This window comes from Streptomyces sp. NPDC006602, assembly GCF_042870385.1.
Lineage (GTDB): Bacteria > Actinomycetota > Actinomycetes > Streptomycetales > Streptomycetaceae > Streptomyces.
The window spans coordinates 115,510-131,023 of sequence record NZ_JBIAHG010000016.1 but is presented as its reverse complement, the minus strand read 5'-3'; the positions used below and the strand labels follow the sequence as shown (position 1 = coordinate 131,023).

The following is a 15,514-nucleotide window of genomic DNA, read 5'->3' as shown; positions in this document are numbered from 1 at the left end:
CATGACCGTCGAGAACCTGCCCTCTGTCATCCGGCACTGGATCGGTGGAGAACTGGTCGACAGCGCCGACGGGCGGACGTTTCCGGTGACCGAGCCGGTCTCCAACACGCCCTACGCCCAGGCCGCCGCCGGCGGCCCGGCCGACGTCGACCAGGCGGTGGCCGCCGCCCGGGCCGCATTTCCGGCCTGGTCGGCGATCTCCAACCGTGAGCGGGCTACTGTGCTCAACCGGATCGCGGACGCCGTCGAGGCCCGCCACGAGCGGCTCGCCGCCTTCGAGACGTACGACACGGGGCTGCCCATCACCCAGGCGAAGGGACAGGCGCGCCGCGCCGCCGAGAACTTCCGCTACTTCGCGGACGTGATAGTCGCCCTCGGTGAGGAGGCGTTCCGGCAGGGCGACGACCAGTTCAGCTACGTCGTTCGCACCCCCGTCGGGGTCGCCGGACTGATCACGCCGTGGAACACCCCGTTCATGCTGGAGAGCTGGAAGCTGGCCCCTGCCCTGGCATCGGGCTGCACGCTGGTGCTGAAGCCGGCCGAGTGGACCCCGCTGTCCGCGTCGCTGTGGCCGGAGATCCTCGCGGAGGCCGGGGTCCCGGCGGGTGTCGTGAACATCGTCCACGGCATCGGCGAGGAGGCCGGCCAGGCCCTGGTCGACCATCCTGACGTGCCGCTGATCTCCTTCACCGGCTCCACCGACACCGGCCGCCACATCATCCGCTCGTCCGCCCAGCACCTCAAGACCACCTCGATGGAGCTGGGCGGCAAGTCACCGGCGATCGTCTTTGCCGACGCCGATCTCGAAGCCGCCCTCGACTCGGTCGTCTTCGGCGTCTTCTCCCTCAACGGCGAGCGCTGTACGGCCGGTTCCCGGGTGCTGGTGGAGCGGCCGGTGTACGAGGAGTTCACCCGCCGCCTGGCCGAGCGGGCGGCGAGCGTCCGCGTCGGTGAGCCCGCCGACCCGGCCACCGAAGTGGGCGCACTCGTCCACCCCGAGCACTACGAACGCGTCCTGAACTACGTCGAGATCGGCAAGAAGGAGGCCCGGCTGGTCGCGGGTGGCAGCCGCCCGGATCACCTGGCCGAGGGCAACTACCTCCAGCCCACGGTCTTCGCCGACGTCGAGCGCGACGCCCGTATCTTCCAGGAGGAGATCTTCGGCCCGGTCGTGGCCGTCGCTCCCTTCGACACGGAGGCGGAAGCCGTCGAGCTGGCCAACGCCACCCAGTTCGGGCTGGCCGCCTACATCTGGACCTCGAACCTGAAGCGCGGCCACCGCATCGCGCACGCGGTCGAGTCCGGGATGCTCTGGATCAACTCGCACAACGTCCGCGACCTGCGCACTCCCTTCGGCGGGGTCAAGTCCTCCGGCGTCGGCCGCGAGGGCGGCGCTCACTCCATCGACTTCTACACCGAATCGAGGATCGTCCACGTCGCCCTCGGCGAGGTGCACACCCCCCGCTTCGGAGCCGCCTCATGAACGCACCGGATGTCGTCCGTTCCGCCTACGCCCAGCTCGCCGTCACCGATCTCGCCGCGGCCCGCTGGTTCTGGGTGGAGATGCTGGGATTCCACGTCCAGTACGAGGACACCGACACCCTCTGCCTGCGCGGCACCGACGAGCTCACCCATCACTCCCTGGTCCTGCGCCAGGGCGATGTCGCCGCCTTGGACCACATCGCCTACCGCGTACGCACCCCCGAGGACGTCGACAAGGCGGAGAAGTTCTTCACCGAGCTCGGCCGCCCGGTCCGGCGCATAGGCAAGGGCGAGGGCACCCCGGGCATCGGCGACGCGGTCCGCGTCATCGACCCGCTCGGTTTCCCCGTCGAGTTCTTCCACGAGATCGACCGCGCCGAACGCCTCATCCAGCGCTACGACCTCCGACGCGGCGCAGAGGTCGCCCGCCTGGACCACTTCAACATCTGCACCCCCGACATCCCCGCCGCCTACGCCCACTACCAGTCCCTCGGCTTCGGCTGCTCGGAGACCATCGAGGGCGACGAGCACGAGCTGTACGCGGCCTGGATGTACCGCAAGCAGACCGTCCACGACGTCGCCTTCACCGGCGGCGCCGGCCCCCGCCTGCACCACCTCGGCGTCGCCACCCACGAATCCCACCAAGTCCTGCGCTGCGCCGACCTGTTCGGATCGATCCGCAAGGAACACCACATCGAGCGCGGCCCGGGACGGCACGGCGTCTCCAACGCCTTCTATCTCTACCTGCGCGACCCCGACGGCCACCGGGTCGAGATCTACACCTCCGACTACTACACCGGCGACCCCGATCACGAGACGTACCGGTGGAACGTCAACGACGACCGCCGCCGCGACTTCTGGGGCAACGCCGTCATCGAATCCTGGTACAAGGAGGCCACCCCGGTCCTCGACCTCCACGGCCGTCCGCAGCCCGTCACCGACGCCCTCCTCGACGAATCCGCCGTGACCGTGGGAGCCGACGGCCTCGGCTGAGGCAAAGAGGGCGCGAGGGGCAGACACCCAAGCCCCGGCACCGGGGCGCCGGTCCTTGGCGGGGCTGCAGCACCCACTGCAGGGTAGTTGACGCATCATGCGTTCTCTGTAGTGTCGGCAACTTAACGGCCTTGCGCTGCGTGCGGCTCGGACGGAGTCATGAACTCGCGTGATGGATGCCACTATGGGCGGCCTTCCGTTGACATATCAACCATGCTTGGCGAAAGATGGCTGTTGATGTATCAACCACTAGGAGGCTGCCGTGGACCCGATCGGCACCGTGCAAGACGGCGGGACCACGACGCCGTCCGTGGCGAACCAGCAGGTCACCGCCGTCATCCCCCTGTGGCGGGCGGCCGAGATATTCGGCCTGGCCCCCGCCCCGCCCCCCGGTGAGCCAGGCGGACGTGGCGGGGCTCTCGTGCGAGGAGCCATCAGGTGAGTTCGGTGACCGCCTGTGCTTCGCGACGAGTGCGAGTGCCGCGGAACCTGCGCCACGGAGCGGTGGGCGTGGCGGTGGCCGCGCTCGTGTACGTCGTTCTCCTCGTGGCCTTCGCGGGCAAGGAGCCCTTCCCCGCCGTCGGTTTCGTGTCGTCCGGCGCGGAGCAGCTGCGCCCCCGGGTGGCCGCCCTCGCGGACAGCGCCGTGGCGTTCGGACACGACGCGGGGCATGTCCTTTCCTGGATCCACACTGTGGCCCAGTGGCCCCTGCTGGCGCTGACGCTGCTCTGGCTGGCCCGCCGGGATCCGGTCGTCTACGCGCGCCTGGCTTTTGCGGTGCTGCTGACCGCCATGGGCGGACTGACCGTCTTCGCCGCCTCGCACAGCTGGCCGGACCGCGAGACGTCCCTCGTCCATGACTACCTGGCACTGCCCGGTGCGGGCACAAGCTCGTATGTGCTGATCGCGCTGGCGGTGGTCGCCGCGGGCACGAGGGCAGGAGTCCGGGCCGTTGTCCTGCTCATCGCCCTCACCACGACCGCGGTGGCGGTACTGGCCACGGACCGTCACCTGCTCGGCGCGCTGCTCGCCGTGGGCGCCCCGCTCCTGGCCTGGTACGCCGTCGGGCCGTTCCTCGACTGGCTGGGCGCGCGGCGCGGCAGGAAGGGGCACATGGCTCCGGCCTCGTCCCGTGCCGAGCCGTCGCGGTCCGCCGCGGAATCCGCGCCGCCGCGGCGGGCGGGCTGACGGCTGTGAACATCGATGCTCTGATCGAGGCCGCCGGATGGTGGTCGTACGTCGTCGTGTTCGCCATGACGGCCGCGGAGACCAGCGCCTTCCTCGGCCTGCTGGTGCCGGGCGAAACGGCCATCCTCCTCGCCGCCGCGATCGCGGGGCAGGGCGACCTGAACGTGCTGCTGCTCGCGGTCCTCGTCGTGGCCGGCGGTATGACCGGCGACAACCTGGGCTATGCGCTGGGCCACCGGTGCAAGCGACGCCCGCACACGCGACTCACCCGCCGTATCCGGCCCGGCAACGGGATGGAACGGGCGCAGGACTTCCTGCTGCGGCACGGCGGCACGGCCGTGTTCACGGGCCGGTTCATCGGCTTCGTCCGCGCCTTCCTGCCCTTCGCCGCAGGGGCGTCCGGCCTGCCGTACCGCCGGTTCCTCTTCTTCAGCACGCTCGCGTCGCTGGTCTGGGGCATCGGCAATGTGCTCCTCGGCTACTTCGCCGGCGCGGCTGTCACCGAGTTGCTGCACTCGGTCGGCCTGATCGCCATGGCCGGGCTCGTCGCCTCGGGTGTCGTGGTCCTCGCCGTGGCACGGCTGCGCAGGCGCCGTCGCGGCGCCATGCGCGCCAGGTCGACGGTCGTGGCCTCAGGCGGACCGGCGCGGAGCTCCGCACGCGACCAGAAGCACACGTTCACGTATTCACAGGAAGGATGACCCATGGGATTCGAAGGTGCTGAACTGGCGGTGGTGCCGCTGGACTCGGAACGGGCCGAGGACGCGACCGTCGCCGGAGCGAAGGCCGCCAATCTCGCTCGGGCGGCGGTGGCGGGTCTGCCCGCGTTGCCAGGCTTCGTGCTGGTGCCCGTGAAGCGGGCGCCGGGGGCAGGATCCGGGGAAGACGCGGTGCGTTCCGCGTGGCGCTCCCTGGCCGGGCCGGAGGGGCAGGAGAGAGCGCTGGTCGTGCGCTCCTCCTCCGCCCACGAGGACACCGAGGAATCCTCCATGGCGGGGCGTTTCGAGTCGGTACTGGACGTGCGGGGGTGGGAGGACTTCACCATCGCGGTGCAGACGGTGCTCGACTCCGCGCGGCGGGTACGGCCCCTGCGACCACCGCAGGACACCCCGGAGGACGACGGGATGGCGGTACTGGTGCAGCCGATGCTCACGTCGGCCGTCGGCGGCGTGATGTTCGGCGCCGACCCGGTGGACGGCCGCACCGACCGGATCCTGGTCAGCGCGGTACGTGGCGGACCGGACCAGCTGGTCGACGGCAGTACGCAAGGCGTGCGTTACCAACTGACCCGTATGGCCCGGCTGGTCCGGACGGAGCCGGCCGAGCCCCGCGGGCAGCGGCTGCTGTCGCACCGGCAGCGGACCCGCCTGGTGGGCCTGGCCAAACAGACCGAGCGGGTGTTCGGCGGGCCGCAGGACATGGAATTCGGCTTCGACGCCGAAGAACGGCTGTGGCTGTTCCAGGCGCGTCCCATCACGGCGATGGCCGCTCGGCCGCCGCGGGGCGCCCGCCTGCTGGGGCCCGGTCCGGTCGCCGAGACCCTGCCCGGTGTACTTCAGCCACTGGAGGAGGACCTGTGGGTCACCCCGATGTCCCACGGCCTCACCCTGGCCCTCGACATCGCCGGGGCGGCACCGCGGCGCCGACTGCGCAGAGTCCACCTGGTGACCACCGTGGAGGGACGGGCCGCCGCCGATCTGAAGCTGCTGGGCGCCGTACCATCCGCCCATCCCGTCCTGGACTTCATCAACCCCGCGCCGAATGCCCGCAAAGCGGGAGCGGCCTGGCGCGTGGGCCGACTGCGCTCGGCGCTGCCGATGCTGGCCCTCGACCTGATGGCCGACGTGGACCGTGCGCTGGCCGACTTCCCGCCACCCGGCGAGATGCTCAGCGGCCAACTCCTCGACGCCGTCGCCTGGGGCCGGCAAGTGCTGTCCTCCCTGCACGCCCAGGAATCCCTCGCGGGCGCCCTGCTCGGCGCCGGGACCGGCGCCACCTCCGCGGGGGAGGCGCTGGCGGAGCTGGCCGAGGGCCGCTCCCGTGGTCTGACCGACGAACAGCTCGTCGAACGCCACCCCGTGCTGCTGGCCCTGCTGCCGCCCACGCTCGGCGACCGGGCACAACTGCCGGGACAGACCGGCTGGACGACGGCGCCACGCGGTGTCGGAGCACTGCCGGTGCGCGAAGGACTGCGGCTGCGTATCCGCTGGGTGCAGGAGATGCAGGCGCAGATGGTGCGGGAGATGACGCGCCGACTGGGCCCTGGTGAATGCCACCTAGGACTGACCCGACTGTCGTTGCTGCGCTGGGACGAACTGGTCAAGGCCGCGGACGGCGGCGGACTGCCGGCCGACCTCGCCGAACGACAGCCCCGCGAGGACACCGGACCGCTGCCCGCCGCGTTCCGTCTGGCCGACGGCCACCCGGTGGCCCAACTCCCGCCCGGACACCGTACGTCCGGCGAGGGGCAGGGAGCCGGTGGCGGATTCGGCACCGGCATGGCCTGGGACGGCCATGGCGCACGCCCCGACCATCCCGTCCTCGTCGTCCGCTCCCTGGACCCGGCCCTGGCCCCGCTGTTGCCCGGTCTGGCCGGTCTCGTCGCGGAGACCGGCAGCGCCCTGTCCCACCTCGCCGTGCTCGCCCGCGAGTACCGCGTCCCCACGGCGGTCGGCGTACCCGGAGCGGTGGACCGCTTCCCGGCCGGCACAGCACTCACCGTCGACGGCGGGACCGGCGCGGTCACCGCGGACGACAGCACCGATGCGGCAACCGAAGCCGCCACGACACGAGAGGAGTCGGCGGCATGAAGGCCATCAGACTGGTCGGCTACACCTTCGGCGGCCTGTCCGCCGCCTACGCCGGCTACTACACCGTGCTCTACCTGACCCGCTGGGAATGGCAGCGGGCTCTGATCTCCGCGGCCCTGCTCATCGTCGTCGAGGTCTTCCTCGCCACCGTCCTGCTGCTCACCCGCCTGAGCCGGCTGGAGGACCGGCTGGAACAGTCGGACGCCCGCGTCGAGGAGGTGCGCAAGCGCCTCGAACAGACCCGTGACCCCGTCCCGAACCGCTTCAACTGGCTGCGCTCGGGCGACCTGACGGATGTGAACGGAAGCCGCACGTTCGTCTTCGTACCCGTGCTGATGGTGGCCGGTGCCGCGCTCTCGGGGGTCGCCATGGTCCTGCAGAAGGTCGCCGGAGCCACGGCACGGCCGGGCGCGGAGCGCCGCCTGGCCGGACGGCTGGCGGCCCTGACCGCCCCGCCGGCCGCCGGGACGGCCGCCCTGGAGGACCAGCCGGCCGTACCGCCCGCCCGCACCGGCCGAAGGGCGATCGCTGTGGTGGCGGCCGTGGCCGGCCTGGTGCTGGTGCCCCTGTTGTGGTCCGCATTGGCGGACGCGACGCAGACACGGGCCGAAAAGGCGCCGGACGCCGCGAGCACGACCATGGTCTTTCGCGTGGAAACCCGCGGGGACCAGAGCCCGCAGGCAGTCCAGCTCGCCGCCCAGGACCTGTGGGAGACCTGCCGCCGCTCCACCGCTTCGGAGAACGGCGACGCCACGCTGAACCGGATGGACGCCGGCGTGTATACGGGCGTCGTTCGACCCGCACTGCCCTCGCACGACGTGATGCGGCTGCGCGGGTGCATCGAGGACGCCAACACCAACCGCACCAGCGCCGTCGTGCTGGGGGAGGGGCAGGCGGAGCGCCGGGGCTGACCGCTCTCTGGCGAGAAGACGGTCGAGGTGCCCCGTGGTGGTTACAGCTTGCGGAAGTCCCAGGAGACCGTCTTCGACGGTGTCAGACGGATCCACGCATGCCGGCCATCGTGCGGCATTGCCTCGAGACCGAAGTTTCTACGGGCGAACAGCGGTTTCGAGGGTGTCGAGTTCGATGCAGGGTCCCCCGGTGCGGGGGATCTCGCCCACGAACTCCGCAGTGCCTGACAGTTCGACTCCGCACAGTTCCCCGTACCGTGCCTGAAGACTGAGCAGGGGTGAGCCCGTTCAGCCGCACGCCCCGAACGGTCTTGGCGTACTGGTCCCCGGCGTACTCGACCCCGGGGCGGCGACACGCTTCCTATGCGTGGTCCGGTCCCGGGAGACCGGTTCCCTGCGCGACCTGGCGGGGGGATCGGCCGAGGGCGGGCATGGAGCCGGTGACGCCGGCCTTCACGCTGCCGACAAGCCGAGTTCCTCGCGAATGGCGGGAGCGATCTCGGTGGCGAGGGGGTCAATGGACTCGTGGACCATGCGGGCGGGCATGCCTCCGAAGTCGACCTGGCCGAGGGACCGGTCGAGGCCGGACAGTTCGTGCTCGGTGAGGATCACGGACACGGCGCCGACCAGGTGGATGCGGCTGGTGGCCTGGGCAATCGCGGCCGGTGGAAATGGCGGGGTCGGCGACGGCCGAGTCCGGGCCGTGGTGCTCGCCGATGCCGCCGCACAAAGACTGGAGTCGCCTATCCGATTCTGGAGTCGGATAGTGCTCTCCCGGTTCGCTTCGGACAGCGTGGCGCCGAAAATGGATAGGTCAATCCGATTGCTAGGCTGACCGGTATGAATCCTGGCGCCCAGCACTCTGACGGTCCCGCCGCACAGCCTCTGCGCAGTGATGCCGAGCGCAACCGGGAGCGGATCATCGCCGCCGCGCGGACGGTGTTCGCGCGCGACGGCCTGAGCGCCTCCATGGCGTCCGTGGCCCGCGAGGCGGGCGTGGGGATCGCCACCATGTTCCGCCGCTTCCCCGCCAAGGAGGAACTGGTCGACGCCGTCTTCTCCGACCGCATGGGCGCCTACGCCGACGCGGTCGCCGTCGCCCTGGACGACCCCGACCCCTGGAACGGCTTCGTCGGCTACGTCGAGGCCGCCTGCGCGATGCAGGCCGCCGACAGCGGCTTCGCCGACGTCCTGACCATGACCTTCCCCACCGCCAAGGTCCTGGAGCAACGCCGCAACGAGGCGTACCAGGCCATGCTGCGCCTCATCGAGCGCGCCAAGGCCACCGGCCGCCTGCGTGAGGACTTCGACCCCTCGGACCTGGTACTGATCCACATGGCCAACGCCGGCGTCGTCAATGCCACCGGCGACGCCGCCCCCGACGCCTGGCGGCGCGTCGTCGCCATGATCATCCAATCCCTTGAGGCCCCGGCCCGCGGCCCCCTGCCCGCCTCACCCGGGCACGAACCCCTTTACAAGGCCATGCTGCGTGCGGGCCAGGGCACCACCACACCGCCTGCGGGCAAGAGCAACTGACCTTGAGGGCCGGATCTCCGTGCCGAGGGGGGCGGGACGGCAACATGTCGATGGAGAGAAGACGATCGCGTCGGCGACCTCTTCCGGCTCGGCGATGCGTTTGAACGCCGACAGCGCCACCGCGACGATCCCGTAGCCACTGCGCTCGGTGACGTCGAAGCGGTCCCCGCCAGATCCTGCTCGATACGAGGTCAGGTCTCATGAGCGGCGCTCGTCCCCGCCCCGCCGACGCAGACACTCCACCGACCCGGCCTGCCGGGTTCTTGCGGCGCTGTCTGCGGATGCGCGTATACCCCCAGGGCGTATGTTTGGATCGTTGCGACATACCCGGTGGGGGTATATGTTCTTCCGTATGACCTTCCTGCTGTCGGCCCTTCCCGGGAGACTCTTATGAAGACCTGGCCGAAGATCACTGGCTTCGCCGCGGCACTCGCCGTCGTGTTCGGCGCGGCGTACGGGGTGGGCAGCCTTGCCGGATCCGACGACGCGGGCACCAAACCGGGTACGCAAACCGCCCGTGAGGTCGAGGCGGCGGAGGCCGCCGGCGCGGACGGTGCCGCAGAAGTACCCGAGGGGCTGCAGGTTTCGGCCCACGGCTACTCGATCGACCTGAAGACCCCGCGGATCGAGCGCGGGCGCACCACCGACATACGGTTCGCCATCCTGGACGCGAAGGGGCGACCGGTCACCGACTACGAGGTGGAGCAGGAGAAGGAGCTCCACCTGATCCTGGCCTCCCGCGACCTGACCGTCTACCGCCACCTGCACCCCACCCGCTCCGCCGACGGCACGTGGCGCATGCCCGTGGACCTGCCGACGGCCGGCGACTACCGCCTCTTCGCGGACTTCGCCCCGGCCGCCGAGGCGGGCGGGAGCGTCGAAAGCCTCACCCTGGGCACAGACTTGGCGGTCGCGGGGAGCTACCAGCCACAGGAGCTGCCCAAGCAGGTGAGCACCAGCGAGGTCGACGGCTACACGGTCACCCTGCGCGGGGACCTCGACGCCGGCTCCCCGCGGGAGTTGACCTTCGAGGTGCGCAAGGACGGCAAGCCGGTGACCGATCTGCAGCCCTACCTCGGCGCATACGGGCACCTCGTCGCGCTGCGCACCGGAGACCTGGCCTACCTTCACGTCCACCCCAACAGCGAAGCCGGCGACGCCAAGACGAAGCCCGGGCCGACCGTCTCCTTCACTGCCACCGCGCCCAGCGCCCACGGCTACCGCCTCTTCCTCGACTTCAAGCACGAGGGCAAGGTGCGGACCGCGAACTTCACGGTGCAGGCGGGCCTCGGCGGCGGCACCGCCGCCGAGGAGGACGAGCACGCCGAGGACAGCGGCTCGGCGGAGCACGAGCACGAGTGACGCCCCGCCGTCGGCTACGGGCGACCGGCCGCCTATCGGCCCCGCCCGGTCCCAGTCAGGCGGCCATCTCCCTGCGTGGGGGTGGCAGCCTTCGGTACCTCCGAAGGCCGTGACCGCGCTCCGTCCTGAGCCTGAGGACAGCGGAGATCCCCCCGTCCGATCACTCTGCAGGGGGCACTCGCGCGGCGGCCTCCGCCGCGAGTCGTTCCACGCGGCCGACGGCGACGACCGCCAGGCGCTCGACGGCCGCCCCGTACGAACAGATGCCGCTCATCTGAGATGCGCCTGCGACAGACGCGCATCGCTGTGCTTACACATCACCGTCCTGGGCACTTGGAGGTCACCACCCGCCGCCGCATCCCCCGGTCAGGGACCGTCCCCGGGGACGGGAAGGCGTTCAGGCACATCGAGGAGTGACCGTGAGCATTCGCATCGGTGTGGAGGAAGAGTTCCACATTCTGGAGGTGGAGAGCGGGCTGCTCGTGCCGCGCGCCGACCCCGTCCTGCGACGGCTTCCCAGGCGGACCTTCACGACTGAGCTGCACCAGACCACCGTGGAGTCGAACAGCGAGGTACACACGTCCCTACACGATCTGTACGCCGACCTCGCCAGGACGAGGAGGCGGCTCGATGCGGCCGCGTCCTCGCTGGGGCTCGCGGTGGTGGCCGCGGGTACCGCGCCCCTGGCACCCGGCGTCTCCGCCCACCCCACTGCCGGCGCGCGCTACCGCCACATGATCGAGGAGTACGGCAAGGTCGCCGACGAGCAGCTCATCTGCAGCTCCCAGGTCCACGTCGACGTCCCCGACCGGGACATGGCGGTACGGGTGATGTGCGCGGTCTCCCCCTGGCTGCCCGTGCTCCTGGCGATGTCCGCCAGCTCGCCGTTCTGGCAGGGGTCCGACACCGGTTACGCCAGCTGGCGCACACTGCTGTGGCAGCGCTGGCCCACGGCGGGCCCGGCCGGCTGTTTCGCGAGCGCGGCCGAGTACGACGCCGTGGTGCGCGATCTCGTCCGGGCCGGGATCATCAGCGACGCGGGGATGATCTACTACGACGTACGCCCGTCCGCGCATCTGCCGACGCTGGAACTCCGTATCTGTGACGCCTGCCCGCGCGCGGAGACCCTCGTGCTCATCGCCGGACTGTTCCGCGCTCTGGTGACCGAGGCCCGCGGGCGGCTTCGGGCGGGCGGTGCACGGACGTGCGACGGCCGGCACGAATGGCTGCGCGGCGCCGCCTGGCGGGCCGCCCGGTCCGGCCTCGAGGGCACCCTGGTGGACCCCGAGACCCACCAGGAAGCACCTGCGCCGCAGGTCGTACGGAAGCTGCTGACGCGGCTGCGCCCCGCGCTCGAGGCCCACGGGGACTGGCAGACCGTCAGTGCGCTGACAGAGGCGGCCCTCGCGGACGGCAGTGCCGCTCGCCGTATGCGCCGGACGGCACAGGAAGAGGATCTGCTGGCCTGCGTGGACATGCTGATCGCCGAGACCCGCGGCGAGCGCACGGGACGCAGATCGGCATCCGTCGGCCGTAAGAACGTCCCGTCCTCGGGCGCGGGCATGGCGGGTCCGTCTGTCGGCCCGGGGGCGCCGGAGGTCATCAGCCGCTGAGGGGCCCGTCCCGCGCGCCGACGCGGCGGCCGTGCGGCGCGCCCTGGGGGCCGGCCGCCGCGGTCTCCGGCGCCGACAGCGGCGCGCGGCGTACGCCCGTGCCCCGCCCCTCAGCAACCCGCCGCCGTACACCAGGTCCGCGGACGTGGCCTCAGGGCATCGAGGCGGCCCTGGCCCGGCACGGTTGGTCCTCGGCCAAGGCCCGGGCCGCTCTTCCCGCGTACGGCTGACACCCGGCTTCCGGGCCATCTCGGCCGGGAGCAGCACCGACCCCGGAGGACAGCTCACCGCTGAGGATCATCTCGCGCAGCAGCCCGTGAACAGTATTCCGGCGACATGGACTGCATCACCGACGGGACAGTCCGGTTCAGCCGCCTGTCGACCCCCGGACCACCAGGGAGAACCGGCTGATGAACTCTTCGCGGTCCGCGACTGGCTCCGTGTTCTCGATCCGTCCGGCCAGGAGGTCGACCGCGCGCCGCGCCATCATGTCGTGGTCCGGATCCACCGTGGACAGCGAGGGGATGAGGAACTCGCTCTGCGCGACGTTGTCGAAACCGATCACCTTGACCTGCTCCGGCACCGGCACCCCGGCGTCGGCCAGGCCGCGCAGAACGCCCATGGCCACGGTGTCGGTCACGCTGAACACGCCGTCGAAGTCGAGCCCGCGCGCCACCATCTCGCGGGCGCGGCGCACGCCCTCGGCCATGGTGAGCGCCGCCATGGGCTGCACGAGGTCGGGATCAGCGGGCAGGCCGCCGCTGCGAAGGGCCTGGCGGTAGCCCGCGAGGCGGAGGCTGGACACGTTGACCTCTTCCACCACCGGCCCGCAGACGATCGCGATACGTCGGCAGCCCCGCTCGACCAGGTGGCGGGTGGCCGCCTGTGCCCCCTCCACATTGGGCATCGCCACGTGGTCCACAGGGCCGCCGAAGATCCGCTCACCCAGGATGACCACGGGGTAGTCCACCTTGAGCCGCTCGACGTCGGCCGGCCCCATACCGACGGTGCTGAGGATGAGCCCGTCGTAGAGACGGTTGCGCGACAGGGACAGCGCGTCCAGCTCGTTCTCCCGGGAGGCGCCGGTCTGCTCGATGCACACCCGCAGGTCGTGCCGCTCGGCCTCGGCGATGATGGCGACGGCCAGCCGGCCGTAGTAGGGGCTGTCCACCGCGGGGACGGCGAGACCGATGGTGCCGGTCCGCCCCTTGCGCAGATTGCGGGCCGCCACGTTGACCCGGTAGTCGAGTCGGGCCATGGCGTCGAGGACCTTCTCCCGCGTCGCCTCGCGCACGTTGGGATGGTCATTGATGACGTTCGAGACGGTCATCGCCGAGACTCCGGCCGCCTTCGCCACGTCCTGGATCGTTGTCACGTTCGCCCCCGGTCTGCGGGTCTCTGCACACCCGACACCATTACACCTCAGCCCTGCCTCGGCCCCGCCTCAGCTGCGCAGCGCAGGCTCCGCCCCGGTCAGACGGCGGTGTCGTGCGGGGTGAGGCGGTAGAGGGCCGCGCCATGGGCGGGGAGGTCGGCCCGCAGGCAGTGGCCGTCGTGCACCGTGTCGGTACGGTTCCACAACTCGCGGATGCGGTCGTCGCGCCGGGCGCCGATGGAGTATCAGCAGCCGGTTTCGACAGGGCCGTCCAGGGTGTCCGCCAGGATCAGATTGGCGTCCGTTCCGTGCGCCGCGGATTCACTCATCGCCCCTCCTACCCATCTGTCTCCTCCCCGGTCGGTCCTCGGGGTAGGTGGTGGCGATGATCAGGCCAGCGGGGCCTGAACGGTGAGGAACGAGTGGGGCGGCAGCGTCAGAGTCAGACCCCGGTCGGTGACCTTGAGGGCGTCGAAGGCTCGCGGGGAGACGGCTGCGGGTGTGTCGGCGCTGTTGTGGTCCTGGAGCTTGTCGGCCGTCAGGATGCGGGCAGTCGGCTCACCGATGGAGCGGCCGCGCAGGTCGAGCGTCACCTCGGCGGCCTCCTCCGCGTCGAGGTTGGACAGCGAGATGAGAACCATCCCGTCCTTGACGCTGGCCGAGGCGGACAGAGTCTCCAACTCGGCGTCCCCCACCTGGCGGCGGCCGCCCTCGGAGCGCAGATGCACGTCGAGCGAGGCGGCGTCCTGGTGGCCCTTGTTCATCTCGAACACGTGGTAGGTCGGAGTCAGGACCAGCGCGTCGCCGTCGGTGAGGACCATCGCCTGCAGGACGTTGACGGTCTGCGCGATGTTCGCCATGTACAGGCGCTCGGCGTGCTTGTGGAAGATGTCGAAGTGCGTGCTGGCCACGAGTGCGTCGCGCAGGGTGTTCTGCTGGAACAGGAAGCCGGGGTTGGTGCCCGGCTCGACGTCCCACCAGGTGCCCCACTCGTCCAGGACCAGGCCGACCTTCCGGCCGGGGTCGTAGATGTCCATGACGGTGGAGTGGCCGGCGAGGATGCGGTCGATCTGCCGGGCGGCGACCATGGTCCGGTAGTAGTCGTCCGTGTCGAAGACGGTGGCGCTGCCCTTCGTGTCCCAGGGACCGGCCATCGTGTAGTGGTGGACGGAGATCCCCTGGAAGAAGGTGCGCGGGGTCGCCTCGCAGCCGAAGCAGTTGATCTGCTCCATCAGCGTCCGGGTCCACTGGTAGTCGTCGCCGGACGCGCCCGAGGCGATGCGGTAGAGCTTGTTGTCGCCGTGGTCGCGGCAGTACGTGGCGTACTGGCGGGCCAGGTCGGCGGAGTACTCGGCGCGCATGTTGCCGCCACAGCCCCAGGTCTCGTTGCCGATGCCCCAGTACTTCACCCGCCACGGCTCCTCGCGGCCGTTGGCCTTGCGCAGCCGCACCATGGGGCTGTCGCCGTCGCGGGTGAGGTACTCGACCCACTCGCTCATCTCCTGGACGGTGCCGGAGCCGACGTTGCCGCTGATGTACGGCTCCGTGCCGAGCAGTTCGCACAGGGCCATGAACTCGTGGGTGCCGAAGTGGTTGTTCTCCTCGACGTTGCCCCAGTGCGTGTTGACCATACGGGGACGCTGGTCGCGGGGGCCGATGCCGTCCTTCCAGTGGTACTCGTCGGCGAAACAGCCCCCGGGCCAGCGCAGATTGGGGATGTTCAGGGCCCGCAGCGCCTGGACGACGTCGAGCCGGATGCCTCCTTCGTTGGGTATCGGCGAGTCCTCCCCGACCCAGAAGCCGCCGTAGATGCAGCGGCCGAGGTGCTCGGCGAAGTGGCCGTAGACGTGTCGGTTGATCGTCGGGCCCTCGATGTCGAGGCTGATGATCGCGGTGGCGGTGGCCACAGGTGTACTCCAGGGGTGGGGTGGTGGTGTGTGGGCGGTGCAGTGCGACTTAAGGTCACAGGCCGAGACCGGAGTCGGCGAAGTGCTTCACCTCCAGCGCGCCTCATGCTCTGCCGATCAGTCACCGTCCTAGGTTTGTATCGATAAAAATTCGCATCGCGTTACGGGCGTGTCAAGAGGGGCGCTCAAGTTATTTGGTCGCGGGGATTCCTCGCCGGGACCGGCATTCCGGCCCTCACGCCGCCCGAGGAACGTGAGAGCGAGTGGTGCCCCGCGCACGTGGTCGCGCTCCTTGAGTGCCGCAGCCACGGCCGGTGGACCGTCGCAGGCCGGCCCG

At 70.7% G+C, this 15,514-nt stretch carries 13 protein-coding genes and 1 pseudogene; 9 read left to right on the top strand and 5 right to left on the bottom strand.

Annotated features, from left to right (window positions below):
• Position 1 precedes the first annotated feature (1 nt).
• The 6 genes from hpaE to ACFYO2_RS32070 all read left to right on the top strand — a co-directional run bounded on the left by hpaE (position 2) and on the right by ACFYO2_RS32070 (position 7,384).
• Positions 2 to 1,483 carry a 5-carboxymethyl-2-hydroxymuconate semialdehyde dehydrogenase gene (gene hpaE, locus ACFYO2_RS32095; protein WP_388355962.1) on the top strand — a complete coding sequence of 494 codons (1,482 nt, stop codon included), beginning with the start codon at positions 2 to 4 and terminating at the stop codon, positions 1,481 to 1,483.
• Entirely contained in the window at positions 1,480 to 2,475 is a 996-nt protein-coding gene (hpaD, locus tag ACFYO2_RS32090; protein WP_388355960.1) for a 3,4-dihydroxyphenylacetate 2,3-dioxygenase, read from the top strand. The genes hpaE and hpaD overlap by 4 nt, the downstream gene beginning before the upstream one ends.
• 438 nt (positions 2,476 to 2,913) lie before the next feature.
• Positions 2,914 to 3,663, top strand: coding sequence for a hypothetical protein (locus tag ACFYO2_RS32085; RefSeq protein WP_388355958.1), 750 nt, complete (start codon positions 2,914 to 2,916; stop codon positions 3,661 to 3,663).
• A gap of 5 nt (positions 3,664 to 3,668) precedes the next feature.
• Positions 3,669 to 4,364 carry a DedA family protein gene (locus tag ACFYO2_RS32080; protein ID WP_388355956.1) on the top strand — a complete coding sequence of 232 codons (696 nt, stop codon included), beginning with the start codon at positions 3,669 to 3,671 and terminating at the stop codon, positions 4,362 to 4,364.
• Between the two features lie 3 nt (positions 4,365 to 4,367).
• Complete coding sequence (locus ACFYO2_RS32075) at positions 4,368 to 6,473, top strand: PEP/pyruvate-binding domain-containing protein (protein ID WP_388355954.1); 2,106 nt, start codon at positions 4,368 to 4,370, stop codon at positions 6,471 to 6,473.
• Entirely contained in the window at positions 6,470 to 7,384 is a 915-nt protein-coding gene (locus tag ACFYO2_RS32070) for a hypothetical protein (RefSeq protein ID WP_388355953.1), read from the top strand. Before ACFYO2_RS32075 ends, ACFYO2_RS32070 begins: the two co-directional genes overlap by 4 nt.
• 41 nt (positions 7,385 to 7,425) lie before the next feature.
• Here ACFYO2_RS32070 and ACFYO2_RS32065 read toward each other — a convergent pair.
• Together ACFYO2_RS32065 and ACFYO2_RS32060 are read right to left on the bottom strand one after the other, a co-directional pair.
• Positions 7,426 to 7,639: pseudogene (locus ACFYO2_RS32065) on the bottom strand (pyridoxamine 5'-phosphate oxidase family protein); the annotation flags it as partial.
• A gap of 198 nt (positions 7,640 to 7,837) precedes the next feature.
• On the bottom strand, positions 7,838 to 8,002 hold the full coding sequence (locus tag ACFYO2_RS32060) for a hypothetical protein (protein WP_388355951.1): 165 nt from the start codon (positions 8,000 to 8,002) through the stop codon (positions 7,838 to 7,840).
• Positions 8,003 to 8,224: 222 nt separating this feature from the next.
• On the opposite strand from ACFYO2_RS32060, the gene ACFYO2_RS32055 reads away from it, so the two are divergent.
• The 3 genes from ACFYO2_RS32055 to ACFYO2_RS32045 all read left to right on the top strand — a co-directional run bounded on the left by ACFYO2_RS32055 (position 8,225) and on the right by ACFYO2_RS32045 (position 11,895).
• Entirely contained in the window at positions 8,225 to 8,920 is a 696-nt protein-coding gene (locus ACFYO2_RS32055; protein WP_388355949.1) for a TetR/AcrR family transcriptional regulator, read from the top strand.
• Between the two features lie 390 nt (positions 8,921 to 9,310).
• Positions 9,311 to 10,282: a hypothetical protein gene (locus tag ACFYO2_RS32050; protein WP_388355947.1), complete on the top strand. Its 972-nt coding sequence runs from the start codon at positions 9,311 to 9,313 to the stop codon at positions 10,280 to 10,282.
• A 419-nt stretch (positions 10,283 to 10,701) separates the two neighbouring features.
• The gene (locus tag ACFYO2_RS32045; RefSeq protein ID WP_388355945.1) at positions 10,702 to 11,895 is read left to right on the top strand and encodes a glutamate--cysteine ligase; all 1,194 of its coding nucleotides are present in this window, start codon (positions 10,702 to 10,704) and stop codon (positions 11,893 to 11,895) included.
• Between the two features lie 367 nt (positions 11,896 to 12,262).
• Here ACFYO2_RS32045 and ACFYO2_RS32040 read toward each other — a convergent pair whose 3' ends face one another.
• From ACFYO2_RS32040 to ACFYO2_RS32030, 3 genes are all read right to left on the bottom strand, one after another.
• On the bottom strand, positions 12,263 to 13,270 hold the full coding sequence (locus ACFYO2_RS32040) for a LacI family DNA-binding transcriptional regulator (RefSeq protein WP_388355943.1): 1,008 nt from the start codon (positions 13,268 to 13,270) through the stop codon (positions 12,263 to 12,265).
• A 98-nt stretch (positions 13,271 to 13,368) separates the two neighbouring features.
• Complete coding sequence (locus tag ACFYO2_RS32035) at positions 13,369 to 13,476, bottom strand: hypothetical protein (protein ID WP_388355942.1); 108 nt, start codon at positions 13,474 to 13,476, stop codon at positions 13,369 to 13,371.
• 183 nt (positions 13,477 to 13,659) lie between these two features.
• Positions 13,660 to 15,177 carry an alpha-N-arabinofuranosidase gene (locus ACFYO2_RS32030; RefSeq protein ID WP_388355941.1) on the bottom strand — a complete coding sequence of 506 codons (1,518 nt, stop codon included), beginning with the start codon at positions 15,175 to 15,177 and terminating at the stop codon, positions 13,660 to 13,662.
• Between the last annotated feature and the right edge of the window lie 337 nt (positions 15,178 to 15,514).